The following is a 25,860-nucleotide window of genomic DNA, read 5'->3' on the forward strand; positions in this document are numbered from 1 at the left end:
ATATTCTTCTGTACTACATTAAGGATAACGGGTTCGCTTCGCTATTTCAAATCTGTAAGGGCATACACTGCCGGTTGTACGGTGCGGGGAGAGATCGGTTACAATGTGAATAGTTAACGGAGTTAAGATTGGCCAGGGCTTATAGATAGAAAGGGGAATCAGCATGCGGAGTGAACCTTATGATGTACTGGAGAGCGGGGCTGCGGGTAGGCTGCCGGAGGAGATGATCCTCTTCACGCATACCGGCGGTGAAGCAGGGGGAGAAGGGGAAGAGGCATCTGCGGAGGATATGCTGATTCCGTTTGCTTTTGAAGAGGTGCTGTGCCGTGATGTCGGGGCCGGTAAGGTCCCGCCGGTGCTGCATCTCTGGAGCCATCCCGGCGGAGTGGCGCTGGGGCTGCGGGACAGCAAGCTGCCCCGCGCAGCAGAGGCGATGCAGGCGCTGGAGCAGCAGGGCATCCGTACGGCAGTCCGCCATTCGGGCGGCGCTGCGGTGCCGCTGGATGCGGGAGTGATCAACGTGTCCCTGCTGCTGCCGAAGCCTGCGGGCAAGCTGGACTTCCACGATGATTTCCGGCTGCTGGCTTCGGTGATTACCGAAGCGGTAGCGGCGGGCTATCCGCAGGCAGCAGCGCAGATCCGGGCAGAAGAAGTCACTGGGTCGTATTGCCCCGGTGACTTCGACCTGGCGATCGGCGGCCGCAAGTTCTGCGGCATCGCCCAGCGCAGACAGAGCAGCGCGTACTTCGTCCACGCGTTCGTTATTGTGTCCGGCACGGGGCTCGCGCGCGGAGAGTGCATCCGCCGCTTCTATCAGGATGCAGCGGACGGCGATGCTTCCCTGGACTATCCGCGCGTGCGGCCGGAGACCATCGCCGCGCTCGCGGAGCTTGGCGGCCCGTCTTCGGCGGCCGAATTCACTGCGGGTATCCGGCAGGCGCTTGCCGGCCGGGGAACCCGCCTGCTGCCGGCGGAGCTGCTGCAGCAGGAGACAGGCTACAGCCTGCGGTACAGCGACCCGCAGGTGCTTGAAGCAGCGCGTATGCTGCGCGAGAGGTACGCCCGCTGAAGCGGGCGGCTACTGGCGGCAGCGACGGGTGGCTGAATGTATGCGAAAAACAGCATACAATGTGCAGGTTAGAGGGCGTACGGACCAAATGTATGCGAAAAACAGCATACAATGTGCAGGCTGGGGTGTGTGCGGGCCAAATGTATGCGAAAAACAGCATACAATGTGCAGGCTGGAGTGTGCGCGGGCCGAATGTATGCGAAAAACAGCATACAATGTGCAGGCTGGGGTGTGCGCGGGCCGAATGTATGTGAAAAACAGCATACAATGTGCAGGCTGGGATGTGCGCGGGCCGAATGTATGTGAAAAACAGCATACAATGTGCAGGCTGGGGTGTGCACGGGCCGAATGTATGCGAAAAACAGGCATGACAAGACAGAGGCCTTGTCACCCCCAGGAATGAAAATAAGTGGGTGGCATCCGTCGCAACCATTCTAAATGAGGCTGTAGTCGTCAACACTACATATACAAATCAAAGGGCGGAAACGGTTACTGGGATACACCCCGTGCGAAAAACCGTTCTATTGCGCTTTTCGAGCATCGCCTATTGTAGCCCCCCAAAAGTACGTGTATTAAATTACACTCACTCGAGCGCATGATTTGTAAACTGACGATGGAGGATGGTTGGAATGGATGCTGTACGTATGTGTTGCGCTGGTCTAGACGTGCACCAGGAAACCGTTGTGGCCTACGTGTTGAAAGGACCGATCGAACAGAAACCACAATGTCACCTGAAAACCTTTGGGACGACAACCCGAGAATTGCTAGGCCTGCAAGATTGGCTGAGTGAACACGGCTGTCGGGAAGTGGTGATGGAGAGTACCGGCGTGTTTTGGAAACCGGTATGGAACATCTTAGAGGGCAGTTGTGATCTGGTCTTGGCCAACGCCCAGCGGGTAAAGAATATGCCGGGTCGAAAAAGTGACATGCAAGATGCGCGCTGGTTAGCGCAATTGCACCGTTGCGGGCTCATTGAAGGCAGTATGGTGCCCGAACAGGACATCCGGGATTTGCGGGATTTGACCCGTTACCGGAGTAAGATGGTGCAGGCGGTGACGGCGGAGAAGAACCGCATCCACAAAATCCTGCAGGATGCCAACATCAAGCTAACCACCTTTATGTCCGATCTATATGGGGTTTCGGGACGGGGCCTGCTCCAGAAGATCATGGACGGCGAGGTCGTCGACGAAATGGCCGTTAAAAACCTGGTCAAAACCCGTTTAAAAAAGAAAGTTCCACAGTTGCTAGACGCGCTCAATGGCAAGTTGCGCCGTCATCATCGGGAGATGATTCGAGACCATTGGGACCACTTGGTTTATTTGGAGAAAAGGATCACGGAACTGGAAGCTCGAATCGAGGCGAAGGCAGAACCCTACCTGGAGGTAATTGAACAAATTGACTCCATCCCAGGAATTGAGCGGACGTCTGCCGTGACCATCTTTGCCGAAGTGGGGCCGCATGTCGCGGAAATGTTCCCGAGTGATGCGCAGTTTGCATCATGGGCGGGGGTGTGTCCAGGGAACAACGAAAGCGCGGGAAAGCGAAGAAAGTCAAAAACGATGCAAGGGAACAAGCACCTGAAAGGGGCGTTGTGTCAGGCGGCTTGGGCGAACGCTCGCTCCTCGAACCGGATCGGCCAATTCTTTCGACGAATTCGTAAGAGACGAGGCGATAAAAAAGCAAACGTCGCCACCGCACATTTGCTGATTCGAATCCTCCATGCCCTGATGCGGGAGAAAAGGTCATACCAAGAAATAGACGTCTCACTAGGCGATGAGACGTCCAAGAAAAACCGGTTGGATCGGTACGTGCAATATATCCAGCAGTTAGGATATAGCGTGCAACTAAATCCTACCCCATAGTCTTCCCTTTTTCAAAAAAAACGAAACGTTTTTTGGGGGCGGTGGGTCTTTTTTTGTCAAAATCCAGTCTGCGGCGCATTTTCCGATACTTTATTTTCGTATTAAACAGCATACAATGTGCAGGCTGGGGTGTGCGCGGCTGAATGTATGCGAAAAACAGCATACAATGTGCAGGCTGGGGTGTCGCGGGCCGAATGTATGTGAAAAACAGCATACAATATGCAGGCTAGGGTGTGCGCGGGCCGAATGTATGTGAAAAACAGCATACAATGTGCAGGCTGGGGTGTGCGCGGGCCAAATGTATGCTAAAAACAGCATACAATGTGCAGGTTAGAGGGCGCACGGACCAAATGTATGCTAAAAACAGCATACAATGTTCAGGTCGGGGTGTGCGCAGCCTGAATGTATGCGGAAAACCGAACACAATGTGCAGGCGAAGGGTGTTCGGGCCAAATGAAGGTGAAAAACCGACTACAATGTGCACGCGCGAGGGTGAGCGGGCCGGAGGCAGTTCAAAAATATTTAATGGGGGCATGAGATGCCGCCCCCTGCGATCAGCCTCTACATATCCCCTGCCGCCCCAACTACAAATACAACTCCGGACGCCGGTCCGCGAAGACCGGGATATGCCCCCGTACCTCCCGGACCCGGGCGAGGTCAAGCTCGCCGCGGAGGATCTCTTCGCCCCCGGAGGCCTCGCTGACAATTTCGCCCCAAGGATCGATGATCAGGGAATGTCCAGCGAAGGTATTCGCCGGATCTGCCCCTGCCCGGTTACATGCTACAACGTAGCACTGGTTCTCAATCGCCCGGCTGATCAACAGCGCGCGCCAGTGAGAGAGGCGGGGCAGCGGCCATTCGGCGCTGATGAACAGGATCTCGGCCCCTGCGGCCATATGAACCCGGACCCATTCCGGGAACCGGATGTCGTAGCAGATCAGCCCGGCACAGGAGATACCGTCCAGCGTGAACAGTCCCTTGGCTGCGCCGGGCTGGAGGTAGAGATGCTCCTCCATCAGCTTGAACAGATGCAGCTTGCTATACTCCCCGGTGCACGCCCCGCTGCGGTCAAAGACATACATACTGTTCGTAATGCCGCCGTTCTCCTGCCTGACGGCAATGGAGCCGGCAACGATATTCACGCCGTATTCCCGGGCCAGACCTGATATCAAGGCACCCGTGGTATGTCCGCCGGGATCTGCGATTTCGCCCAGCCGGGTCAGGTCATATCCCGTTGTCCATAGCTCGGGAAGAATAATGCAGTCTGGACTGCCGGCGGTAGCCTCACGAATTTTGCGCTCAGCGGCAGCATAATTCACCTCCGGTTTGCCAAATGCTATATCGAGCTGAATCAGGGCTATTTTCATACTGGCAGCCTCCTCCAAAAATTATTAGTTGACGGGTCAATGAATTGGGTGTAAAGTATGTTTTGTCGAAAAGGTTTTGCACAATTTATTTGCGTGAGGGGGTTAATCTTGAGCGAAGTTCAGCCCGATGAACATAAGATCTTCGAACTGCTACAGGCCCTGCACAAAGAAATCGGCCCCAAATTCGAGCGCTGCGCCGGCATGACTCCGACCCGCTTCAGGCTGCTGCAAGAGCTGTACCGGATTTCCGAGATCAGTCAGATTTCCCTGCAAAAGCTTCTGGAAATCGATGCAGCAGCGGTTACCCGCCACTTAAAAGGGCTTGAAGAGAACGGGATGATCGCCCGCCGCAATAATCCAGCCGATAATCGGGTGACTCTCGTCTCCCTGACTGGTCAAGGCCGTGAGCATATCAATGCCTACCGGGAGAACAAGACCGAGTTCATCAGCGATCTGCTGAACGGATTCAATGAACAGGAGCGCACTGTGCTCGCAGAGATGCTTACCCGGCTGCAATATAACATTAATTTACTGTAGCCGGAAACAATAATCAAACCATTTTAAAGGAGCAAATTATCATGAACACTACCAAAAACAATGATTACATCAGCATTATTACAGGACGCCGCTCTATCCGCAAATATGATTCATCCGTCAAAATCAGCAAAGAGGAAATGACAGAGATTCTTACTGAAGCCACGCTGGCGCCTTCCTCCGTGAATATGCAGCCTTGGCGTTTTGTGATCATCGAAAGCCCGGAAGCCAAAGCTAAGCTGGCCCCTATTGCCAAGTTCAACCAGACTCAGGTCGAAACCTCCGCAGCGGTGATTGCCGTATTCGGTGATATGAATAACTTCGATTACGCTGAACAAATCTACGGAACGGCTGTAGAACGCGGACTTATGCCTGCCGAGGTGAAAGAAAGACAGCTGGCCGCCCTGGGCGCCCACTTTGCCAAGCTGCCCGCAGATGTGAACAGAGAGACGGTGATGATTGACGCCGGTCTGGTCTCCATGCAATTGATGCTGTCCGCCCGCGCACACGGGTATGACACCAATCCGATCGGCGGATTTGAAAAGGATCAGATCGCTGAAATGTTCGGTCTGGACAAAGAACGCTACATTCCGGTCATGCTGATTTCGATCGGCAAAGCACTGGAAGAGGGCTACGCCTCCGTCCGTCTGCCTATTGACACGATTGCCCAGTGGAAATAATACTCTATACCCATGAAATTCTAGGAGGAATATCCAAATGATTATTATCCATGCGCTGCTTCATGTGAATCCTGCACGGGAGGAAGAGTTCCTGGCCACAGCGAAGCCGCTGATTGCCGCCACACACGAAGAAGAAGAGAACCTGTCCTACGAGCTGTATAAGCATGCAGCAGACGGAAGTCTCTATATTATGGTTGAGACCTGGCGTGACCAGGCCGCCGTTGCCGCTCACAACACAAGCCCTCACTTCACCGGCTTCGCCGCCAAAGCGGGAGAGTTCCTGACCGCACCGCTTGATGTTAAGGTGTATAGCGCTGAGGAATTGAGCAAATAATTACGAATTAAGCGGTTCACCCTATATGATCTGGAATCCCGGGATGCTCCGGCAGTCTAATGACTGCTGCGGGCATCTTTTTTAAGGGAATAATTTATATGTTTTGGGATCCCCGCAAAGTACCTGAGTAATCATCGAAGGTAAGGCCCCACTTTGTGGGATTATTTTGATAGGTGCCATGCCGTTTATAAAATGTACAAGCGGGGTATCTTACCTTACCCTTACTTGGCTTGTCATTTGCTGACGAAGCAAGGCGGGGAAGAACGAAGGAGATGAAGACAGCATGACTAATCTACATAATAATCACCGGTTAACCTCAATCCCTGCTGCTGCCGAGCAGGACGGGCAGCTTCAGCAGGATCTCATAGATTACGTGAATTATCATATTTCGGGCGGCTCCCTGGCCTCGCTTACCGAAGGCGCGGAGGCGGCTGAGCCGGCGTTTACCCCTCTTTTGCAAAATGATACCGCACGCGCTTACCGGCAGGAGTGCGGTGGCGTAATAACCGATATGCAGCAACTCGGGCAACTGCCGGGTGTAAGCCAGGAATGGCTTAATCAGCTCGCGGATACAGTAGCAGGACTCGATTCCGGTAAGCTCAGGGCTCTGGCCCCGCAAACCACCCGGCATAACCGGGTAGATCCTTATGTGAACGGGCCGCAATGTCTGGACATGCTGCTCGGCGAAATCGGCAAGGCTGAGCGTTATATTCATCTGTCCGTGATGCTGTTCTTCAATGACCATTCAGGGAACCTTATCGCTAGTGAGCTGCTTCATGCACTTGAGCGCGGAGTAGAGGTTAGAATCATGGTGAATTATACGGTCACTGCGCTCGGATACGGCCAGAACCTGGAGGTGGGGCAATTCTCCAAGATTGCCGGGCGTCTGGAGCAGGCAGGTGCGAGGCTCCTGGATACCTTCCACTCCTATTACGCTGCAGAGGAATGGGCTGCGAAGCGCAAGGTGCTGAAGTCACAGGGCGTGCCTGAGAGCATCCTTTTTCTGCAGGATAAGGTTCAGGAGGATGTGGAGGTGACCGGGCTGAATGTGATTGACCACCGCAAATTCATGATTATAGACGGAGTAACTTCCATTATCGGCAGTCTGAATATCGGGGACCAGTATACGTTCGCCACCCCCATTCAGGAAGCCCCGGATCAGCAGGTGGAGGGACGTCCGCTCGGTATCCCCGCGAAGGAAGAGGAGTGGCATGACGGCTGCTTCCGCATTCAGGGGGCTGTGGCCCAGTCGCTGAACGCTGTTTTTCACTCCAGGTGGCTGCTGCTCGGGGGAGATCACTTTGACCTGGCGTCACCCTTCTATCGTCCTGCGGTGGACTATGCGTTCGGGGAGGAGGAGTGTACGCTCTTCGCGAGCTTTCCCGGCAACCCGGTGAATCTGATTCAGCAATATATTCTGGATGTGATCACCTATGCGGCCGATGAGACCCTTATTGTGAATCCGTATCTGATCGATCAGGCCTTCTGGGACCGGCTGGGTGAAGTGGGACCGGAGCGTGCCTGCCATCTTACCATCTGCAATCCGCTGGAGATTAATGACCATCCGACGAACCGGGCGGCGGTGCGCAGCAACATGTACATTCCCTTTTGTAACGGCGTATCCTTCTATGATTATAGTGCGACTGAACGCTTCTCCCACTGGAAAATCATCTACGACCACAGAGCGCAGGCGGTATTTCACGGCTCTTATAATATTAATGAACGGAGTGCCTGCCATGATTACGAGCTGGGCCTGCTGGTGAAGGGCAGAAGCCTCGCGGAGAAGGTGAAGCGCATGATTGATTATGACCTCAGCGTATCGCGCCAGATCACTGACAAACACGAGTTCTTCAAGCATCCCTGGCTGCATCCCAGCACATATCTGAACAAAGCAACGCAGAATTACACCTGATATCCTCTCCGGCGCCTGGTCATGTATAATGACGTTATACCAATGAACGAAGATGGAGCTAATGAAGATGAACATACACATTCTTGGACAAGGTCCCCGGACCGGAGAAATCAGATTCGCGGCAGCGGAATGGGGGGAAGCCAGAGCCATCTGGTGCGGACCGCCTGTTCAGCCGGGTGAGGAATGGGTGGCAGAATGGGAGCTGCCGGCGCTGTTCATGAGCTGGGTCGATATTGTGCCTGCTCCCGGCGGTGCCTTTGGCCTGCGTATCGAAGGGGACACGGTCATCCTGACAGGCGTGCTGGAAAATATAGAGGAGGACGGCACAGGTTATCTGCGGATCGGCCGCGACCTGATCATGTTCGAATGCCTGGGTGAACCGATGGCGCTGGGCGGCTTCGTCGAGCTGAGGACCCGTGAAGCGAGGCTGTATCCGGTGAATCTGTAGGGGCCGCAGGGCCCCCGGCGGACGAACTATTTCCTGCCCCGGCATAGCCACCTTCAGGCAAATGAGCTAATATAATATAGATTGAAACAAGTAACAGCATAAGGAGCAGAAGTCTGATGAACAGCGATATTCAACAATTTAAGACGGAATTCTTCAAGGCGCTGGCGCACCCGATGCGGATTCGGATTCTGGAGCTGCTTAGCGAAGGCGAGAAGAATGTGAACGAGCTGCAGGCGATCTTGGGGTCGGAAGGCTCTGCGGTATCCCAGCAGCTGGCCGTCCTCAGGGCCAAAAATGTGGTCACCAGCGTCAAGGAAGGGACCACTGTCATCTATGCCCTACGTGATCCTCTGATTAAGGAGCTTTTGGCTGTAGCCAGACAGATCTTTGACAATCATCTGGTGAGTACCATTTCCCTGCTTGAAGGCATCCGCAGCGAATAACCCCGGGCTCCGGGGGGCGGATTACCCCGTTGACAAGAGCGGCGGGCAGGAGTAATGTGGGTATTATATTCAAATAATCAGATATTCAGAGAAAAGAAGGTTATAGGATGACAGGGTGGGGCCGTTTCAAAGGCTATAACATTGCTTCGCTGCGCAAGGATATCATTTCAGGGACAATGGTCGGCGTTATTGCCATCCCGCTTGGGATGGCATTTGCTATTGCTTCCGGTGTGAAGCCGGAGTACGGAATCTATACAACCATTGTGGCCGGCATACTGATTTCCTTATTCGGCGGGTCCAGGTTCCAGATTGGCGGGCCTACGGGTGCATTCATTCCTATTTTGTTCGCTATTGCCATGCAGTACGGGTATGAGAATCTGCTGATTGCCGGAATGATGGCCGGGGTGATTCTTGTTTTGATGGGTGTTCTGCGGCTGGGGGTATTAATTAAGTTCATTCCAAAGCCGGTAACCATCGGCTTCACGGCCGGGATTGCCGTTATTATCTTCAGCGGGCAGATTGCGAACTTCCTTGGCCTGAGGGACATGAAGCGGCATGAGAGCTTTATCGACAATATGAAGGAGATCGGGGCGCATCTCTCCACAATCAATCTGTACAGCATTTTGACTGCGGGAGTATGTCTCGGCGTAGTGGTGCTGGGGTTGCGGTTTGCCCCGAAGGTGCCGGGTTCTCTGATTGGACTGTTGTGTGCCACGGTTATCGCAGCCCTGTTCTTCAGCGGCAAGGTGACGACCATCGGCTCCGCCTACGGAGATATCCCGAATACACTCCCCAGCTTTCACTTCCCGGTCATTACGTGGGAGAAAATCAAGCTGCTGATCCGTCCGGCCTTTGTCATTGCGCTGCTGGGGGCCATTGAGTCGCTGCTCTCCGCAGTCGTGGCCGACGGCATGTCGGGTAGCCGCCATGACAGCAACCGTGAGCTGATCGGCCAGGGGGTGGCCAATATCGCAGCGCCGCTCTTCGGCGGGATACCGGCTACCGGTGCGATTGCCAGAACTGCCACCAATATACGCAGCGGTGCCGCTTCTCCGCTCTCCGGGATCATTCACGGTGTGGTGGTGTTCCTGATCCTGCTTCTGTTCGCCCCTTACGCCTCCAGCATTCCGCTGGCAGCGATGGCTCCGATTTTGATGGTCGTAGCCTGGAATATGAGTGAACGCAAGGAATTTCTCCACCTGCTGAAGCTGAAGACCGGAGATTCACTGGTGCTGGCGATTACCTTCCTGCTGACGGTATTCGCTGATCTGACCGTGGCGGTAGAGGTGGGGCTGATCCTGGCCGTTGTGCTCTTCGTCAAGCGTATGGGTGAGGTGCATAGAATCTCCAAGGTGCTGCCTGACCCGTCTTCCGTCAAGGTCGAGGCCCATATGGTAACAGAGAGCCACGACTGTCCGCAGATCGGAATCTACAATGTGGAGGGACCGCTGTTCTTCGGCGCTGCCTACCGCTTCGACCACACCATGCCCGAGCTCGGCCCGGATCAGCCTAAGCTTATCCTGCTGCGCATGGGCAAGGTGCCGCTGATGGATACGACAGGCGAGGCCAATCTGGCAGCGCTGGTGAAGGAGCTGCAGGCCGCTGGAGGCAGACTGATGATCTCAGGCATCCAGAGCCAGCCGCTGGAGCTGCTCAAGAGAACAGGGCTGTACGACCGGATCGGTGCAGCCCAGTTCTATGATCATACCGGCGAAGCGATCAATGAAGCGCTGGGCAGCGTGAATCCGAGCCGGTGCCGGGGCTGCGCGCATGCGGCCTTCAGAGAATGCAGCGCCCTCTCGGGGCTGGAGGAATCCTCATCGCGCAGCGCTGCCTTCAAGGGGCGCACTCCGGCGGTGGCCCGCAAGCTCAGCGGCGGGGTATAATCCTTGTAATCCGGAAAAAGAAATCGCCTTTTTGGTAAAATGGAGGGTCCGCCTTCCATTCCAAAAGGAGCGATTTCTTTGTCGTTTAATATACCAAGTACCCGCTTTATCATATATTATTCTAAGTCTCCTGTGTGCAGAATCATATCGACCAGACCTGGGAAACGGGTATTTAAATCATCTTTTCTGAGCGAATAAAAGTGCTGTTTGCCTTCTATGCGCGGCTGGATAATTCCAGCTTCACGAAGCATTTTAACGTGATGGGACAACGTTGATTTTGAGATGTGGTCGACTTCAAAGGCGGAGCAGCGTTTCTCGCCAGAACTGGCTAGACAATAGGCAATCTTCATACGCAACGGGTCACCTAATGCATTACAGACCGTGGTCAGATGCATCTCTGAAACTGTAGGTATCGATAAATTTCTCATAAGGTAGATACTAGCATATTCAATATCTTCTTTCAATGTTCGAAAATTTTCGAATTATCATTTACGTTGCTTATAGAGTGTGATATAGTTCTTCTTATGTTGAATAGTTCGATAATATTCGAACTATAAAACCCGACTAAATATAACACTACAGAAAATTCAGGAGGTAATAAAATGTCTAACACAACAACTGCCGGTAATACCACTAACGCTCAACACACGGATAAGAACATAACCATGTTAAATAACTATTTCCGTTTGTATGATGCCTCCCGCACCGACGATCGGGCTATGCAAGATTTGTTGTCACTGTTCACGCAGGATGCTGAAATTGTGTCGGGCGGGAGAAGCCGCACAGGATTCGAGGTAGTGATTAAGACTTTTTATGAACACAACAAAGACATTAAACATATGTGGGACGCATGGGTACTTCAGCCTGACGGCAGCTACCTGACCAACTGGGCAGTATGCGGACAAGCTGCCGATGGCACGGTCTATGCGAAGGCGGGTATAGATATTATGCGTGTGAATGATAAGGGGCAGATTACGTATCTGAAGAACGTGCAGACGACTGAGGAAGAGTACAGTGAATTTAATTCGTAAGCGAAATGTATGAAAAGACGGCAAAGCCGTTTCCACTTATCACCGGATTCCCCGTAAACCCTCCCGTATTGGACACTCCCGCCCCATATTTGTACAATTATATCATTGGACTATATCGAGGTAAGGAGATTATCCTTCATGAGAGAACTGAATTATACCAAGGTGTTCATCCTTCTGGCTGCTATGACGGGGGCAACGCTTGCGGTGTACCGCGTAGTTTCCCTGCAGACGGATACGTTCTATGCCTTTCTGCTCTGGAATCTGTTTCTGGCTTGGGTGCCGTTCTTCTTCTCCATGGCTGCGCATGAGCTGGATAAGCGGAAGATCGGGGGGCTGCTGATTTTGCCGCTGGGCGTAGCCTGGCTGCTGTTTTTTCCGAATGCGCCTTATATTATGACTGACCTGATCCATCTGACTGTCCGCAAAAGCAAGTATATCGTCGGCGGAACGATCCAGAACCGGTACTGGTATGATCTGACCACCCTCCTCCTGTTCACCTGGAGCGGCTGGCTGACCGGATTCTTCTCCCTGTACCAGTTCCAGCACGTGATCTACCGGAAAAGCAACATGCTGCTCTCGTGGGTCTTCGTCCTGTTCGCCTGTGTCATGGGCGGCTACGGCGTCCTGCTTGGCAGAGTCTACCGGCTGAACAGCTGGGATGTGCTGACGGACCGCCATCAGCTCTACCGGCTGGTCATGGACAGTCTGAACCGGCAGTCAGTGTTCTTCAGCCTGTTCGTCGCCTTTGTGCTGCTGGTGATCTATGCCACGATGTATTGCCTGCTGAACGGGCTGGCGGGCGGAAGCCGCAGGAGTTATTCCGAGGGCCGGAGGAAGATAGGTTAAGTGTCCTCCTCATTGCCGAGTTCAGGCGGAAGCTCCATGTCCATCTCCAGCTCAGGAGCCGGAACATACTGGTAGCGCTCCAGGTCAACTACGCCCCGTTCATCGAAGATAACGCCCTCTCCGGTTAAATATAGCTGCTGCAGGGAGGCGGATTCGTCTTCGGTGAGCGAGATCATTCCTTTGGCGTTGATGACCCTGTGCCACGGCAGCTTGTACTTCCTGCTCATGGAATGCAGAATGCGCACGACCTGCCGGGCCGCCCGGGGACTTCCGGCCGCCCGGGCAATCCCGCCGTAGGTCATGACGGAGCCTTCCGGGATCGACTGAATAATGAGAATAACTTTTCGCGTGAATGGTGTCATTTTATGTGCTCCTTTTACCTTTCTCTGTAACAATCCCACCGCTGTTATCTAACTGTACTAACCATAACATAAAGCGGCTGCTGCAAGGAGCATTTGCCTTAGTGGAGCAGCGGCTGCCGATATCATACGAAGCCTGGACTCAACCTGCCCCTCTTTTACAGAGCGGGCTTATTTGCTGTGCCGTTCAAGGTCCGGGCGGCTTCTGCTTCTCCTATCCAGCAAATTCTGGCGAATAGGAGTTAGAGAGACGGGGGATAATCAGAGCAATAGATCTCTGAGAGGAGTGATAGCGGTGAAGAACAAGCAACCTGCACTGAACAGCGAAGCTGCCGGTACCCTATCAGCGCATCCTCCACTAAGCCCTTCGCTGGAGGAGACGGTGGATCGGCTGCGGAAGATATTCAATAACGACGGGACACTAAGAGTAAGGATTATAGAGAACAGCCAGGGCGCTTCCGTTCGCTGCGGGTTAATCTATGTCGATGGAATGGTGGACCGGAATCTGATTCAGACGGGGATTATCAAGCCGGTACTCGCCTACCAGCCCGCAGAAGAAGAGCACCGGGACCCTAAGGTTCTGATGGAGAGAATCCGGTTGACTGTCATTGATACCCCAGATGTCATGGTCTCCGAGGAGATGGATGGACTGATCGGGGCGGTCGTCAGCGGGAAGGCGGTGCTGCTGCTGGAAGGCTATGCCGGAGGGCTTCTCATCAATGTTCAGGGATGGGACTCCAGAGCGATAGAAGAGCCTACTACAGAGAAAACGGTGCGTGGCCCCCGTGAGGGCTTCACCGAATCGCTGCTTGTGAATCTGACCCTGATCCGCCGCAGGGTGCGCGACCCGGATCTGAAATTTGAATTCACGGAAATCGGAACACGCAGCAAGACGCAGACCTGTATCTGCTATATGGGGAGCCTGGCCTCTCCCGACATTATTAAGGAGCTGTATGACAGGCTGGAGAAGGTGGAGCTTGATCTGATTCTGGACACGGGTTATCTGTCCGAGCTGATCCGTGACGAGCCCTACTCTCCGTTTGAAACCGTTGGAAGTACCGAACGGCCGGACACACTTGTGAGTAAAATCATGGAGGGCCGGGTTGCGGTCCTCGTCGAAGGCACCCCTTTTGCGCTGACCGTTCCTTATGTATTCGTTGAGAACTTCCAGGCCAGTGAGGATTATTATATCAACTATTATTTTGCATCGTTTAACCGTGTGCTTAGAGTGTTGGGAGCCTTCATGTCGATCAGTATCCCGGCCGCTTATATTGCCCTTGTAACCTATGCCCAGGAGATGGTCCCCACTCTGCTCCTGCTTAGTATTGCGACTGCCAGGCAATCGGTGCCTTTTCCAACCATAGTGGAAGCGCTGCTTATGCTGACCATCTTCGAGGTGCTGCGGGAAGCGGGGGCACGGATACCGACAGCGATTGGCCAGGCTGTAAGCATTGTCGGGGCGCTGGTGCTGGGCCAGGCTGCTGTGGATGCGCGGATTGTCAGTGCGCCGATGGTCATTGTGGTGGGATTGACAGGGATAACGACGCTGCTCAATCCGAGGCTGACCGGACCGCTGATCATCGCCAGACTGGTGCTGCTGGGCACAACCTTCTTCCTGGGCCTCTACGGGTATTTCTTCGGTCTGCTCGGTCTGGTCATTCACCTAATGAGCCTGCGCTCCTTCGGCGTCTCATACATGCTCGGGGTAGGCTCGATCCGCCCCCAGGATATTAAGGATACAACCGTCCGGGCGCCCTGGTGGGATATGAACTTGCGCCCTGCGGTGATTGGCATGCGCAACCGGAGACGGAAACCGGCCAAGAGACCGGCCAAGCGGTCATGAGATCTCTGCTGAGAAGGTGTACCTCTCTTATCGCACTGTTGCTGCTGCTGAGCCTGGGACTCACCGGCTGCTGGAATTATGCCGAGGTGGATGATATGGCGATTGTCGCCGGAGTGGCCATTGATAAGAATGAGAATGGGAAGCTGCTGCTTACAGCAGAGGTAGTGGATACAGGCGGGTCGGCGGACAAGGCCCAGGCGGGCTACAAGATGGTCAGCCTCAGCGGGAATACGATGTTTGAGATCGTCCGCAATATGATCTCTATGACAGGCAAGAAGCTTTTCTGGAGTCATGCGAAGGCAATCATCATCAGTGAGGAAGCGGCCAGAGAGGGGCTGGTCAAAGTCATTGACTGGTACAGCCGGGACACGGAGACCCGGTCGGATGTGTTCATCTTCGTGTCTGGAGAGAAGACGGCCCGCGAGGTGCTCAATCTGAACAGTACCACGGAAGCTATCCTGTCCTTTGAATTGGCCCAGATGATGCGTGACGAGAGGTATACGAATACCGCCCCGACTGTGGAGATCTGGGATTTCATCGACAAGCTGGAGACCTCGGGGATCAATGCGACGGCCCCAATCATTCATATTCACCGGAAAAATGGTGAGGAGAGCGAAAGGGTGGCAGGTACCGCCGTATTCGTGAAGGACCGGATGGTGGGCAAGCTGAGCGGCGATGAGACGAAGACGATGCTTATCGTCAAAAATGTACTGAAGGGTGGGGTGCTGGCTGTAGATGATAAGCGGGGGAATCCCGCGTATTCGCTGGAGATTATCTCCAATCAAACCAAGCTGAAGCACCAAATGGTGGATGGCAAGCTCCAAATAGACATTCGTACTGTAACCAAGACAGGGCTGGATGAGGTGATGACACCGGATGGATTCCTTAAGGATGAGACGCTTCAGGATATCGAGCAAAGGGCAGCCGAGCAGCTGCAGGCAGATATTCTTGCGTTAGTTCATAAGATGCAGCAGCAATATGAGGCTGATATTTTTGGCTTTGGCGAGAGCTTGTACGAGAACCAGCCTAAGCTCTGGGACAATGTGAAGGACCGCTGGCCTGAGGTCTTTGCCGGTCTTGAAGTGAGCGTCAAGTCCAAGGTGACGATACAGAGCAGTGCCAAGACTTCGCGGGCCATCCGGCTGGGGGATTAAGCATGGTCATTTACGTGGTATTAATCTACGCATTGATAGCGGTCATTGATCCGTATGGGCTGCGGAAGAAGGGAATGAAGCGGGATTTCCTGGTCTGCTCCGCCCTGTATCTGATCTCCTTCGCGCTGGCCTTCGCCTTGTCGATGCACTGGGAGATTCCCAGTCCGTCCCCGCTGTTTGTGGATTGGGTGAAAAAGCTATATTAGAGCGCAAGAGCGCACCGCTGAAGGAGGAGGAGAGTGTGAGCAAAGAGACTATTCCGGCTGGCCAGTCGATCAGCATCGCTGTATTATTTGTCACCGGTGCTTCATTGTTCCTGGGAACCTCGTCACAGTCCGGCAACAGCAGCTGGATTGCCCAAATGTTGGCGATTCTGCTGGCGATTCCCCTTATGCTGATCTATGCAAGACTCCATGTCCTGTTTCCGGGCAAGGATCTGTATGACATGCTGATTGAAGTGTTCGGCTCCGTCCTGGGACGGATGCTCTGTTGTCTGTATATCTGGTATGCTTTACATCTGGGCGCGCTGGTGCTGCGCAATTTCGGGGAGTTCAGCAAGACCGTGGCTTTAACCGCAACTCCGATGCTCGCACCCATGCTTATGATTGGCCTGCTCTGTATGTGGGTGGTCCACGCCGGGATCGAGGTGCTTGGAAGAAGCGCCAAATTCCTGCTGCTGTTCTCGCTGATTGTAATTGTGATCTTACAACTACTCTCCGTACCCAAATTTGAATACCATCATCTGAAGCCGCTACTCCATACCAGATTCAACCTTATTCTTGCAGATACAGCAGGCTCGTTCACCTTCCCTTTTGCCGAGATTGTAGTCTTCCTTGGCGCATTCAGCGCTATTCCGGCCAAGGGCTCTGCCAAGCGGGTGCTGGTCAGCAGCACATTGATTGCAGGGGGGATCATTATTATGATCACGCTGCGTAACCTGCTGATGCTCGGCCCTGATATTCTGTCCAGCCTGTACTTCCCCTCTTACGTGGCGGTCAGCCGGATTAATATTGGCGATTTCGTCACCCGGATTGAAGGCTCCGCTGCCATTGTGTTTGTTACGGCGCTCTTCATCAAGGTCAGTCTGTGCCTGTATGTAACCTGCAACGGGGTAGCGAAGGTATTCAAGCTGGGGAGCTACCGGTCTGTAGTGCTTCAGATGGGGCTGATCATGATCTATCTGTCGGACTTCATTTATTCCAATATTATGGAAATGGAGGAGTTCGCTTATCACATCTACAAGGTATATGCCCTCCCGTTCGAAGTGGTGATTCCTGTGGTACTATGGCTTACAGCCGAGCTTCTTGCCCGTAGAAGGAACAGTAGACACAAGGCCCTTCCAGAGCAGCAGCCGGAAGGTTCATAGAGCAGCGTCAGCTATCCAGCCCCGCCCTGCGGGGCTGTCCGGTTTTCAACCTGTGCTGAAGTTAGCTATAATGAGAGGCAAGAGAGAATCTCATAGAACAGGTAGGAAAGGCGTGGATGATAGATGAGCGTATCCAGCATTGTAATGTCCTCACATTGGGGCAGAGAGGTCAGACATAAGCTTATTACGCAAGGCTCCAAGATGCTGGCCGTGGTGTTTCCGGGACAGAATTATTCCGCCGAGCGGCCGCTGCTGGATTATGCGGGCAAGCTGGCCCGGGAATACGGCTGTGACCTGCTGCTGCTTGAATACGGCTACCAGGCTGCGAGAGTATCCTTCAAGCGCGAGGAGATTGATATTGTTGCCGAGGAATGCAAGATTGCGCTTGCTTCACTTCCCGACTACGAGCAGCTTTTGTTCATCAGCAAGAGTATGGGGACGATTATTGCGGGTAAGGTTGCGTCGGAGCCCGGAGTGGGCGAGAAGGTCTCGCATCTGTTCCTTACCCCTGTTCCCGAGAGCCTTCCGTTCATACGGCAGAGCCGGGGCAGTGTAATTTATGGCGGGAGTGACCCGATGTTCACCGGGCAGCATCCTGCCGAGCTTAGCAGCATGAAGCAGGTAAGGGTATACAGGATTGACGATGCCAACCACGCTCTGGAAGTGGATAGCGTCAACGAATCACTGGCTGTGCTGCTGGTTATTATTAATTTCTATCATGAGTTTTTCCGCGATTCACTATAAAGGGAGATGAGAGCATTTACTCGCGGATCAGTCTGGATTAGCCTGGAGGGCATTGATATGCAGGGGAAGGTAATCGGTCAAGGCAGAACGGCGGAAGTGCTGGAGTACGGGGAAGGAAAGATTCTTAAGCTGTACCGCGATGACGTTCCGGAAGAGCATGTGGACTTAGAATACCGTTTCAGTAAATGGGTCTATGAACAAGGTGTTGCTACTCCGCAGCCCCATGAGCGGGTAGTGGTAGAGGGCAGACCGGGAATTGTGTATCAGCAGATCGCCGGTCCTACCCTGTTACAGCAAATGAACCGGAAGCCGTGGCTGAACTTCAGCGGCTTCAAGCAGATGGCCGGCCTGCATCATAGCCTTCACCAGCTCGATGGCATGGGCGAAGCAGGAGCGCAGAAGAAGCGGCTGGAGCAGCAGATTATCGCCGCGCCCATGCTTGAGACAGAGGAGAAGACAAAGATTCTGTCCCGGCTTGCCCGGCTGCCGAACGGGGAGAAGCTGTGCCATGGAGATTTCCACCCGGACAACATCCTGATGGACAGCAAGCTGTGGGTCATTGACTGGATGACCGGCGTCCGCGGCAATCCTGCAGCAGATGTTGCACGGTCGGTGATCATGTTCAGTATCGGGGCCATACCTGAGTCGGCTTCTGTGTTCACTAAGGGGTTCTTAGGGTTCGCCAGGAAGCGGCTGACCGCGCAATATGTCCGCAGGTATCTGAAGCTGTCAGGCTTGACGCTTGCAGATATCAACCCGTGGATACTGCCGGTGGCGGCGGCACGGCTGGTTGAGGGACTCCCGGTTCCCGAGAAGGAGCTGCTGGTCCGCGAGATCCGCAGACGCCTGAGAGCATAGCGCTGCGGGCAACAGAATAATAGATGATATAGAGAAGGCGGAACGCAGATGAATACATACATTGCCTTACTGCGCGGCATTAATGTCGGCGGCAACAAAATCATTAAGATGCAAGAACTGAAGGCGATGTTCGAAGCGCTTAAATATGAGCATGTGCGCACCTACATTCAGAGCGGCAACGTTGTATTTGAGAGTGAAGCGTTAACAGGCGACGGGCTGGCGGAGATGATTAGCGGGAAGATCCAGGAGACCTTCGGCTTTGAGGTGCCTGTAATCATCCGTTCTCTGGAGGAGCTGGAGGCGGCCATTGCCGGCAACCCGTTCCCGCAGAGTGAGCCGGAAGCCTACAAGCGCCTGTACGTCTCGTTTCTGGCAGCGGAGCCAGCCGCTGAAGCACTGGAGAAGCTCCGTCCCTATGAGGATGGAGCCGATAAGGTGCGGGTGATCGGCAAGGAGCTGTATGCCTTCTATGAAGTGAGTGTGAGCGAGTCGCCGCTGTTCAAGGTGTCATTCGACAAGCTGCTGGGAACGGCGCTTACCGCGCGCAACTGGAATACCCTGAACAAGGTAGCAGCGCTGGCCCGTAAGCCGTAAAGGAAATAGTTGCTCTCCCAAATACCCCACCAGGATGTATCTCTTGGTGGGGTATTTGGCGTGTCCGGCACGTTCAGCAAACATTCAGCGGGCATTCATTGCCGGTTAAGGTACGGATGCCATAATACACCTAAGAAATGAACGAATCGGAGTGGATCAAACGATGAAAATACTGAAGAGGCCGGGTACCGATGTTGTACTGGTAATGATTATGCTGCTGGCAGCCGTCCTGTACGGATACGGAATCTGGAATGACCAATATGCCAATACGTACTATACAACCGCAGTGGGCAGCATGCTGCAGAGCTTCCATAACTTCTTCTTCGCTTCCCTGGATTCAGCAGGGTCTGTAACGGTCGATAAGCCGCCGGTAACCTTCTGGCTGCAGACCTTAAGCGCGCTGGTCTTCGGCCTGCATGGCTGGAGTGTCATTCTCCCGCAGGTGCTCGGCGGTGTAGGCTCGGTACTCTTAGTCTATCTGCTGGTGAAGCCAACCTTCGGACGGGCGGCGGCACGGCTTGCAGCGCTCGTTATGGCGGCTACCCCGGTAGCAGCGGCAGTAAGCCGGACGAACAATATTGATGCGCTGCTGGTATTCACTCTACTGCTGGCAGCATGGTTTCTCTTCAGAGGCACCCGGACCCACCGGCCGGGTAGCCTGCTCGCCGCCTTCGGGCTTATCGGTGTCGCCTTCAATGAGAAGATGCTGCAGGCGTATATGGTTCTTCCGGCCTTTTATCTGTTCTATCTTTTGGCAGCCCAGGTGAACTGGAAAAAAAAGACCGGCACCCTTGCAGCCTGCACTGCCGTACTGCTGGCAGTGTCTCTATCCTGGGCTGTAATTGTCGATTCCATTCCGGCAGATAAGCGGCCTTACATCGGGAGCAGCGGCACCAATTCTGTGCTTAATCTGGCTTTTGGCTATAACGGTGTGTCCCGTCTGACCGGTGACCGCAGCACTGGAGGAGCCGGGAGCGGGGGCTTCGGCGGCGGCGGTGGCATGCCCGGAATGAACGGAATGAACGGGGAAATGCCGGACTTTAGCGGTGAATTCCCGCCCATGGATGGAGCTGGCGGACAAGGGGGCGCGGACGGACAAGGGACGATGAACGGCCGAGATTCCGCCGTCGGGGACAATCAGAGCCGTGACAGCGGCGGGACTGCTCCAGGCCAGGACGGACGCGGTGGCGGAATGGTGCCGGGCGGTCAGGACGGCGGACGGCGCGGTGAAGGAGCGGACGGCGGCTTCGGCGGGTTCGGAAGCCCGAACGGACGCGGAGGGATGAACGGCGGCGGCATGTTCAACACAGGCACTGCCGGTCCGCTGCGGCTGTTTCAGCAGGAGCTGTCCGGCCAGGCGAGCTGGTTGCTGCCGTTCGTGCTGTTTGGCAGCATCGGGATCTTGGCCAGCCTGCGCCGCAGGAGCTTCACCCGGCAGCATAAGGAAGCCATCTTCTGGCTGGCCTGGCTGGTTCCGGTCATGGGATTCTTCAGCATTGCCGGCTTCTTCCACCAGTACTACCTGATTATGATGGCTCCGCCGGTGGCGGCGCTGGCAGGTGCAGGCTGGTCTCAGCTCTGGAGCTACTATAAGGAGCGGCAGACCTGGCTGTCGTGGCTGCTGCCCGCAGCGGTGCTGGCTACAACGGTGCTTGAGGTGTATATTATCCGTCCGTATAACGATACCATCGGCAGCGGCTGGTCCGTGGGCATACTGGCAGCAGGTATTGCAATGACAGTAGTGCTAATAATTCTGCGGCTGCTGAAGGCGGTACGGACTAAGCATTCCTGGTTACATGCCGCTGCGGTAGCAGGGTTCCTGGTGCTGCTGATTGGCCCGCTCTACTGGGCATTTACACCGATTGTCTATGGAAATAATAGCATGACTCCAGCAGCAGGGCCGGATAGCGGCAGCCCCTTCGGGATGGGGGCAATGGGCAACATGCCCGACATAGCCAACATGCCCGACATAGCCAACATGGGCGGCATGGGGGGAAGGAATAACGCTGCCGGTATCAATGAGTCTCTGCTGACCTATCTCAAGGAGCATAATACCGGCGAGAAATATCTGTTCGCAGCGATGGATTATGGAACGGCAGGCCCGTATATCATCGACGAAGGGGAGCAGGTCGTCATCCTGAACGGCTTCAATGCGTCAGATACGCCCTACACCCCAGCCACTCTGAAGGAGCTTGTAGAGAGCGGGCAAGTGAAGTACTTCCTGGTCACCAGCGGCGGCATGGGCGGGATGCGGGGCGGCGGCAGCTCGGAGATTACGGAATGGATTACCGCGAACGGGACGGAGGTTCCGGCCGCAGACTGGCAGGGAACGCAGAACAGCGGCAATGCCGGAACCTTGTACGAGATCACCCTGAACTAACCTGCATGAGCAGGAGATCAGGAAGCGCGTATATCCGGCCGTGTGCCGGCGCGCTTCCTTACTACTTTTGAGGAGGAGCTGCCCATGAGTGTTCAAGTGCGCTATTCCATTATAATACCGATGTTCAATGAAGAGGCTGTTATTCAGGAGACCTACCGGCGCATCAAAAAAGTAATGGGCATAACAGGCGAGCCCTACGAGCTGATCTTCGTCAATGACGGCAGCACCGACAACTGCGCGCAGATGATCGAGGAATACAGCTATTGGGATGAAAGTGTGAAGCTGATCGATCTGTCCCGCAATTTCGGGCATCAGGTCGCTATTACCGCAGGTATGGATTATGCGCTGGGCGATGCGGTCGTGATCATTGACGCGGATCTCCAGGACCCGCCCGAGCTGATTCCGGAGATGATTGCGGAGTGGAAGCAAGGCTACCAGGTCGTGTATGCCAAGCGGATCAAGCGAAACGGAGAGTCCCTATTCAAAAAGTGGTCGGCCAGCTTATTTTACCGGGTGCTGCGTTATTCGACAGATATCTCCATTCCGGTGGATACCGGCGATTTCCGCCTGATGGACCGCAGAGTCTGCGATGAGCTGAAGCGTCTGCCGGAGAAGAACCGCTTCGTGCGCGGTCTGGTCAGCTGGGTCGGATTCCGCCAGAAGGCGATAGAATACGAGCGGGAGGAGCGGGTAGCCGGAGAGACCAAATATCCATTCAGACGGATGCTGAAGCTGTCGCTGGACGGGATTACCTCCTTCTCTTATAAGCCGCTGAAGCTGGCGGGTGTTCTTGGAGCACTGCTGTCCGTATCCGGGTTTCTGTACCTGATGTATGTGCTGTATCTGGCGCTCTTTACGGATGCGGCCGTGAAGGGCTGGGCATCGATGATCGGGATCACCTTGACCTTCAACGGGTTCGTGCTGCTCATGCTGGGTATTCTGGGGGAGTATGTCGGACGGATCTATGATGAATCGAAGGGCCGTCCCCTCTACATCGTTCAGGAATTCTACAGCGGCAGGCCGCAGCAGAGCGCGCAGGAGCAGAGAGTCGCCAGTCTCAACAAATAACCATATTCCTTCCACATCAAAAAACCGCCTCTCCTCCAAAAAGGAAAGGCGGTTCTTATGTAACAGCTGTATCTGCTAAGCCTTCAGCAAATCGTGATCGACATAACGTGCGCCGTTCAGCTCACTGATAATGTTAACGGCAACCTTGGCGCCGTCCCCGGCAGTGATAATGGCGTGGACACTCATTCCGGCAACGGTTCCGGCGGCCCAGATCCCGTCGATGTTGGTTCTGCCTTCCGGTGTGGCGGCGATCACCGTCTTGATTCTTGGCTCCGTACCTTCTTTGGTCGTTACCCCGGCTGCGGCAGCCAGATCCGTCAGAACACCTGTCGCCAGCACGACATGCTTAGCTTCATAAGCAGCTCCGCTCTCTGTCCCGATGACGAAGCCCTCACCGCTGGCTTCCAGTGAGGTCGCCTGTCCGGCAACCAGCTCGGCCCCGAACTTCACGGCCTGCTTATGTCCGGTTTCTACCAGATCAGGTCCGCCGATCTCGCTAATTCCGTAATAATTCTCATACCAGCCTCTGCGGGTCATACCTTTGTCGTTGTCAATCAGCAGTGTTTTTTTGCCGGCCTTGGCAGCGAACAGGGCGGCGCTTGCACCGGCAGGACCGGCACCGATAATGGCGATTTCGTACATGAGATACCCTCCTAAAAGTTTTGATAGCATAACCCCTCATGGAACCACTTCGCAAAACTCACTTCGGAAGCATACGCTTAAGTTTTGATAGCATAAACCTATTATATCGCTATTTACAGCTCATTGGCTAATCCCGCAGGCATGGAAGGGAGACCTTGAAGGCAGCGCCCTCACCCGGAGCGCTGGATACCGTCACCTCTCCGTGATGCGCTTCGGCAATGGACCTCGTAATCGATAATCCAAGCCCGGAGCCGCCGTATTTGCGTGTGCGGGAGGAATCGCTGCGATAGAAGCGGTCGAAGACATGCGGGAGATGCTCCGCAGAGATGCCGGAGCCGTTATCCTTCACGGTCAGCTCTGCCAGTTCTCCTGCGGCGTGCAGAGATATATGGATGATGCCCTTGACCGCATCGGTATGCTGAACTGCATTGTGGAATAGATTAAGAAGGACCTGTTTGATCTGGTCAGGATCAACCAGGCACCGGATGCCGCAGGCTAGGTCGAAGACAACCTGCCGCTCTCCGGCCAGTACCCGGAGCTGCGCCTGCATGTCGTCGATCAGCTCGCCCAGCAGTACCTGCTTGACCCGCAGCCGGGGTGCGCCGTCCATCCGGGCGAGCAGAAGCAGGTCCTCCACCAGCTTGTTGATCCGCTTGGCTTCACCGTGCATGCTGCTGAGCGCGCTGTAGAGCTGTTCCCGGTTATCGGCAGCTCCGCGCAGCAGCACCTCCAGGAAGCCGTAGATGGACGTCAGCGGCGTCCGCAGCTCATGGGAAGCATCGGCGGCGAACCGGCGCATCTGCTCTTTCGCCTCCCGCTCATTCTTGAACGAAATCTCCAGCCGCTCCAGCATGCCGTTGAAGGACTGGGAGAGCTGGTCGATCTCAAGCTGGCCCTGCTCCTCGGGGAACCGCACATTCAGGTTGCCGGCATCGATAATCTGGGCCGAACGCCCCATGTTGGATAAGGGGACCAGCGTCTTGCGCAGCGTAGGCAAATACAGCAGCAGCCCGGCCAGCAGAGCCGCTACCGACAATGCGCCGAAGATAAGCAGCTGCTGCAGGATGACATCCCTCAGCGGTCCGGTCTCCACTGTCATCTGCAGAAGCATCCGGGCAGCACCGGGCCTGCCCAGATTCATGAAGACAGCCAGATGTCCGCTGCCATCCCCGGCGGTAATCAACTGGTAATTCCCGCCCCTCTTGTCCTGGGGGAGCTTCAACAGCTGGTCATAAGCCTCATTACTCATTCTCGGTGCAGGCGAAGCGGACAGAGTCTCTTCCTTCAAATCCATGAAGCCGCCATCCTGATTGTAGATAGCGAGGGTAGTATGGGCGTCCAGCAGCAGGGGACGACGGTCTCCTCCGGGTCGTCTGTTACCTGCATTATTGAAGATTTCAAATGGCACAGAGCGTATCTGGGTCTCCATCGCCTCTGCCCGGTTGCTGTATATGAAATTTCGCATGAGTACATACTGGAGTGTGCCGATCAGTATAAGCAATCCTGAGAGAATGAGCAGCGAGGTGACGAGCAACTGCTTGCGCAGGGAACGCGGAGCATGGAATCTGCCCGTGAATCTACGGGTCCGGGCAGTCATACCAGATCCACCCGGTACCCCGCCCCGCGCAGGGTGCGGATGATCCGGTGCTCCTTGTCGCCGAGCTTCTCCCGGAGGGAGCGGATATAGACCTCCACGATATTCTCCTCTCCGCCGAAGTCATAGCCCCACACCTTGTCCAGAATCATCGGCTTGCTCAGGACCAGTCCGTGGTTGATCACCAGATACTGCAGCAGCTCATATTCGGTCGGAGACAGCTCCAGCACCTCCTCCTTATGGCGGATCTCCTTGCGGCGGCCGTCAATCCGGAAGGGGCCGCAGCGGACCTCGCCGAGCAGGCCGGGGAACTGGTTGCGCAGCCGGGCCTGAATCCGGGCCAGCAGCTCCTCGAAGCTGAACGGCTTCACCATGTAATCATCTGCGCCCAGGGACAGGCCCGTGACGCGGTCGTCCACCTCATCCCTCGCGGTCAGCATAATGATCGCCACCTCTGCTTCCTCAGCGCGGAGACACCGGCAGACCTCGAATCCGTCCATGCCGGGCATCATCACATCAAGGATGACGACATGCGGCTTGAAGTCGGCCGCTGCTGCCAGGGCCTCAGCGCCATCGGCGGCGGTCTGTACCTCAAAGCCTTCGTTAATTAGGCCCAGCTCCAGAAACTGAAGGATATGAGGCTCATCATCCACCAGGAGTAGCCGGACACCTTGGGCTGCTTTCATTAGCAATTCCTCCATATCCAGTAATTAAGTAAGTATAGTATGTCCATAGTTTGAAGCCACAGGTTGAAGGTTTGCTGAAAATAGGTCTTTGGAGCCAAACCTTCGATTCATTCGCGCTGATTGCGGTTAATCATATTAATCTAATTATAGTGATTTATCG

Annotated in this window: 26 protein-coding genes; 20 read left to right on the top strand and 6 right to left on the bottom strand. The window is 54.8% G+C overall.

Annotated elements, in window-relative coordinates:
* The first annotated feature begins 163 nt into the window (after window positions 1–163).
* Together MKY12_RS01170 and MKY12_RS01175 are read left to right on the top strand one after the other, a co-directional pair.
* A complete protein-coding gene (locus tag MKY12_RS01170) occupies window positions 164–1,069 on the top strand; it encodes a lipoate--protein ligase family protein (RefSeq protein WP_339312574.1) in 906 nt (301 codons plus the stop codon).
* Between the two features lie 629 nt (window positions 1,070–1,698).
* Window positions 1,699–2,931 (top strand): IS110 family transposase, encoded by a 1,233-nt coding sequence (locus MKY12_RS01175; RefSeq protein ID WP_339253293.1) that lies wholly within the window; start codon window positions 1,699–1,701, stop codon window positions 2,929–2,931.
* Window positions 2,932–3,515: 584 nt separating this feature from the next.
* On the opposite strand, the gene MKY12_RS01180 is transcribed toward MKY12_RS01175, so the two are convergent.
* The gene (locus MKY12_RS01180; RefSeq protein ID WP_339312575.1) at window positions 3,516–4,298 is read right to left on the bottom strand and encodes a carbon-nitrogen family hydrolase; all 783 of its coding nucleotides are present in this window, start codon (window positions 4,296–4,298) and stop codon (window positions 3,516–3,518) included.
* Window positions 4,299–4,406: 108 nt separating this feature from the next.
* Here MKY12_RS01180 and MKY12_RS01185 point away from each other — a divergent pair, with 108 nt between their 5' ends.
* From MKY12_RS01185 to MKY12_RS01215, 7 genes are all read left to right on the top strand, one after another.
* Window positions 4,407–4,835, top strand: coding sequence for a MarR family transcriptional regulator (locus MKY12_RS01185; protein WP_051477777.1), 429 nt, complete (start codon window positions 4,407–4,409; stop codon window positions 4,833–4,835).
* Window positions 4,836–4,876: 41 nt separating this feature from the next.
* Complete coding sequence (locus MKY12_RS01190; RefSeq protein WP_155991204.1) at window positions 4,877–5,512, top strand: nitroreductase family protein; 636 nt, start codon at window positions 4,877–4,879, stop codon at window positions 5,510–5,512.
* 37 nt (window positions 5,513–5,549) lie between these two features.
* The gene (locus tag MKY12_RS01195) at window positions 5,550–5,846 is read left to right on the top strand and encodes a putative quinol monooxygenase (RefSeq protein WP_339312577.1); all 297 of its coding nucleotides are present in this window, start codon (window positions 5,550–5,552) and stop codon (window positions 5,844–5,846) included.
* A gap of 283 nt (window positions 5,847–6,129) precedes the next feature.
* Window positions 6,130–7,758 carry a phosphatidylserine/phosphatidylglycerophosphate/cardiolipin synthase family protein gene (locus MKY12_RS01200; protein ID WP_339312579.1) on the top strand — a complete coding sequence of 543 codons (1,629 nt, stop codon included), beginning with the start codon at window positions 6,130–6,132 and terminating at the stop codon, window positions 7,756–7,758.
* Between the two features lie 67 nt (window positions 7,759–7,825).
* Entirely contained in the window at window positions 7,826–8,206 is a 381-nt protein-coding gene (locus MKY12_RS01205; RefSeq protein ID WP_339312580.1) for a hypothetical protein, read from the top strand.
* Window positions 8,207–8,322: 116 nt separating this feature from the next.
* On the top strand, window positions 8,323–8,649 hold the full coding sequence (locus tag MKY12_RS01210; RefSeq protein WP_036700195.1) for a metalloregulator ArsR/SmtB family transcription factor: 327 nt from the start codon (window positions 8,323–8,325) through the stop codon (window positions 8,647–8,649).
* Between the two features lie 107 nt (window positions 8,650–8,756).
* Window positions 8,757–10,535, top strand: coding sequence for a SulP family inorganic anion transporter (locus tag MKY12_RS01215; RefSeq protein WP_339312581.1), 1,779 nt, complete (start codon window positions 8,757–8,759; stop codon window positions 10,533–10,535).
* 116 nt (window positions 10,536–10,651) lie between these two features.
* Here MKY12_RS01215 and MKY12_RS01220 read toward each other — a convergent pair whose 3' ends face one another.
* Window positions 10,652–10,963 (bottom strand): metalloregulator ArsR/SmtB family transcription factor, encoded by a 312-nt coding sequence (locus MKY12_RS01220; RefSeq protein WP_339253305.1) that lies wholly within the window; start codon window positions 10,961–10,963, stop codon window positions 10,652–10,654.
* Between the two features lie 174 nt (window positions 10,964–11,137).
* Here MKY12_RS01220 and MKY12_RS01225 point away from each other — a divergent pair, with 174 nt between their 5' ends.
* A complete protein-coding gene (locus tag MKY12_RS01225) occupies window positions 11,138–11,566 on the top strand; it encodes a nuclear transport factor 2 family protein (protein ID WP_339312582.1) in 429 nt (142 codons plus the stop codon).
* Window positions 11,567–11,704: 138 nt separating this feature from the next.
* The gene (locus tag MKY12_RS01230) at window positions 11,705–12,412 is read left to right on the top strand and encodes a DUF1361 domain-containing protein (RefSeq protein ID WP_339312583.1); all 708 of its coding nucleotides are present in this window, start codon (window positions 11,705–11,707) and stop codon (window positions 12,410–12,412) included.
* Here the strand turns inward: MKY12_RS01230 and MKY12_RS01235 are convergent.
* Window positions 12,409–12,774, bottom strand: a complete 366-nt coding sequence (locus MKY12_RS01235) for an MGMT family protein (RefSeq protein WP_339312585.1) — start codon at window positions 12,772–12,774, stop codon at window positions 12,409–12,411. The two genes, MKY12_RS01230 and MKY12_RS01235, sit on opposite strands and share 4 nt — an antisense overlap.
* A 292-nt stretch (window positions 12,775–13,066) precedes the next feature.
* On the opposite strand from MKY12_RS01235, the gene MKY12_RS01240 reads away from it, so the two are divergent.
* From MKY12_RS01240 to MKY12_RS01280, 9 genes are all read left to right on the top strand, one after another.
* Window positions 13,067–14,614 (top strand): spore germination protein, encoded by a 1,548-nt coding sequence (locus MKY12_RS01240; RefSeq protein WP_339253311.1) that lies wholly within the window; start codon window positions 13,067–13,069, stop codon window positions 14,612–14,614.
* Entirely contained in the window at window positions 14,611–15,768 is a 1,158-nt protein-coding gene (locus MKY12_RS01245; protein WP_339312586.1) for a Ger(x)C family spore germination protein, read from the top strand. The genes MKY12_RS01240 and MKY12_RS01245 overlap by 4 nt, the downstream gene beginning before the upstream one ends.
* 2 nt (window positions 15,769–15,770) lie before the next feature.
* A complete protein-coding gene (locus MKY12_RS01250) occupies window positions 15,771–15,974 on the top strand; it encodes a hypothetical protein (RefSeq protein WP_036722240.1) in 204 nt (67 codons plus the stop codon).
* Window positions 15,975–16,009: 35 nt separating this feature from the next.
* Complete coding sequence (locus MKY12_RS01255) at window positions 16,010–17,134, top strand: endospore germination permease (RefSeq protein WP_339312588.1); 1,125 nt, start codon at window positions 16,010–16,012, stop codon at window positions 17,132–17,134.
* A 144-nt stretch (window positions 17,135–17,278) separates the two neighbouring features.
* The gene (locus tag MKY12_RS01260; protein WP_339312590.1) at window positions 17,279–17,878 is read left to right on the top strand and encodes a hypothetical protein; all 600 of its coding nucleotides are present in this window, start codon (window positions 17,279–17,281) and stop codon (window positions 17,876–17,878) included.
* A 57-nt stretch (window positions 17,879–17,935) separates the two neighbouring features.
* On the top strand, window positions 17,936–18,736 hold the full coding sequence (locus tag MKY12_RS01265) for an aminoglycoside phosphotransferase family protein (RefSeq protein WP_339312592.1): 801 nt from the start codon (window positions 17,936–17,938) through the stop codon (window positions 18,734–18,736).
* 48 nt (window positions 18,737–18,784) lie between these two features.
* Window positions 18,785–19,330 (top strand): DUF1697 domain-containing protein, encoded by a 546-nt coding sequence (locus MKY12_RS01270; protein WP_036722249.1) that lies wholly within the window; start codon window positions 18,785–18,787, stop codon window positions 19,328–19,330.
* 163 nt (window positions 19,331–19,493) lie between these two features.
* Window positions 19,494–21,710 (top strand): glycosyltransferase family 39 protein, encoded by a 2,217-nt coding sequence (locus MKY12_RS01275; RefSeq protein WP_339312594.1) that lies wholly within the window; start codon window positions 19,494–19,496, stop codon window positions 21,708–21,710.
* An 84-nt stretch (window positions 21,711–21,794) separates the two neighbouring features.
* Window positions 21,795–22,778, top strand: a complete 984-nt coding sequence (locus MKY12_RS01280) for a glycosyltransferase family 2 protein (RefSeq protein WP_339312595.1) — start codon at window positions 21,795–21,797, stop codon at window positions 22,776–22,778.
* 75 nt (window positions 22,779–22,853) lie between these two features.
* On the opposite strand, the gene MKY12_RS01285 is transcribed toward MKY12_RS01280, so the two are convergent.
* From MKY12_RS01285 to MKY12_RS01295, 3 genes are all read right to left on the bottom strand, one after another.
* Window positions 22,854–23,420, bottom strand: a complete 567-nt coding sequence (locus tag MKY12_RS01285; protein WP_339253321.1) for an FAD-dependent oxidoreductase — start codon at window positions 23,418–23,420, stop codon at window positions 22,854–22,856.
* A 127-nt stretch (window positions 23,421–23,547) separates the two neighbouring features.
* Window positions 23,548–25,017, bottom strand: coding sequence for a HAMP domain-containing sensor histidine kinase (locus tag MKY12_RS01290; RefSeq protein WP_339312596.1), 1,470 nt, complete (start codon window positions 25,015–25,017; stop codon window positions 23,548–23,550).
* On the bottom strand, window positions 25,014–25,700 hold the full coding sequence (locus tag MKY12_RS01295) for a response regulator transcription factor (protein ID WP_339253325.1): 687 nt from the start codon (window positions 25,698–25,700) through the stop codon (window positions 25,014–25,016). Before MKY12_RS01295 ends, MKY12_RS01290 begins: the two co-directional genes overlap by 4 nt.
* Between the last annotated feature and the right edge of the window lie 160 nt (window positions 25,701–25,860).

Source organism: Paenibacillus sp. FSL M7-0896, from assembly GCF_037975415.1.
GTDB lineage: Bacteria > Bacillota > Bacilli > Paenibacillales > Paenibacillaceae > Paenibacillus_AQ > Paenibacillus_AQ silagei.

Bases quoted from the DNA above. Each gene is read 5' to 3' on its own strand.
- MKY12_RS01205 (WP_339312580.1), top strand. From the start codon at position 7,826: ATGAACATACACATTCTTGGACAAGGTCCCCGGACCGGAGAAATCAGA.
- MKY12_RS01180 (WP_339312575.1), bottom strand. From the start codon at position 4,298: ATGAAAATAGCCCTGATTCAGCTCGATATAGCATTTGGCAAACCGGAG.
- MKY12_RS01280 (WP_339312595.1), top strand. From the start codon at position 21,795: ATGAGTGTTCAAGTGCGCTATTCCATTATAATACCGATGTTCAATGAA.
- MKY12_RS01190 (WP_155991204.1), top strand. From the start codon at position 4,877: ATGAACACTACCAAAAACAATGATTACATCAGCATTATTACAGGACGC.
- MKY12_RS01275 (WP_339312594.1), top strand. From the start codon at position 19,494: ATGAAAATACTGAAGAGGCCGGGTACCGATGTTGTACTGGTAATGATT.
- MKY12_RS01270 (WP_036722249.1), top strand. From the start codon at position 18,785: ATGAATACATACATTGCCTTACTGCGCGGCATTAATGTCGGCGGCAAC.
- MKY12_RS01245 (WP_339312586.1), top strand. From the start codon at position 14,611: ATGAGATCTCTGCTGAGAAGGTGTACCTCTCTTATCGCACTGTTGCTG.
- MKY12_RS01230 (WP_339312583.1), top strand. From the start codon at position 11,705: ATGAGAGAACTGAATTATACCAAGGTGTTCATCCTTCTGGCTGCTATG.
- MKY12_RS01170 (WP_339312574.1), top strand. From the start codon at position 164: ATGCGGAGTGAACCTTATGATGTACTGGAGAGCGGGGCTGCGGGTAGG.
- MKY12_RS01225 (WP_339312582.1), top strand. From the start codon at position 11,138: ATGTCTAACACAACAACTGCCGGTAATACCACTAACGCTCAACACACG.
- MKY12_RS01210 (WP_036700195.1), top strand. From the start codon at position 8,323: ATGAACAGCGATATTCAACAATTTAAGACGGAATTCTTCAAGGCGCTG.
- MKY12_RS01175 (WP_339253293.1), top strand. From the start codon at position 1,699: ATGGATGCTGTACGTATGTGTTGCGCTGGTCTAGACGTGCACCAGGAA.
- MKY12_RS01260 (WP_339312590.1), top strand. From the start codon at position 17,279: ATGTCCTCACATTGGGGCAGAGAGGTCAGACATAAGCTTATTACGCAA.
- MKY12_RS01195 (WP_339312577.1), top strand. From the start codon at position 5,550: ATGATTATTATCCATGCGCTGCTTCATGTGAATCCTGCACGGGAGGAA.
- MKY12_RS01265 (WP_339312592.1), top strand. From the start codon at position 17,936: ATGCAGGGGAAGGTAATCGGTCAAGGCAGAACGGCGGAAGTGCTGGAG.
- MKY12_RS01290 (WP_339312596.1), bottom strand. From the start codon at position 25,017: ATGACTGCCCGGACCCGTAGATTCACGGGCAGATTCCATGCTCCGCGT.
- MKY12_RS01220 (WP_339253305.1), bottom strand. From the start codon at position 10,963: ATGAGAAATTTATCGATACCTACAGTTTCAGAGATGCATCTGACCACG.
- MKY12_RS01235 (WP_339312585.1), bottom strand. From the start codon at position 12,774: ATGACACCATTCACGCGAAAAGTTATTCTCATTATTCAGTCGATCCCG.
- MKY12_RS01200 (WP_339312579.1), top strand. From the start codon at position 6,130: ATGACTAATCTACATAATAATCACCGGTTAACCTCAATCCCTGCTGCT.
- MKY12_RS01250 (WP_036722240.1), top strand. From the start codon at position 15,771: ATGGTCATTTACGTGGTATTAATCTACGCATTGATAGCGGTCATTGAT.
- MKY12_RS01215 (WP_339312581.1), top strand. From the start codon at position 8,757: ATGACAGGGTGGGGCCGTTTCAAAGGCTATAACATTGCTTCGCTGCGC.
- MKY12_RS01295 (WP_339253325.1), bottom strand. From the start codon at position 25,700: ATGAAAGCAGCCCAAGGTGTCCGGCTACTCCTGGTGGATGATGAGCCT.
- MKY12_RS01285 (WP_339253321.1), bottom strand. From the start codon at position 23,420: ATGTACGAAATCGCCATTATCGGTGCCGGTCCTGCCGGTGCAAGCGCC.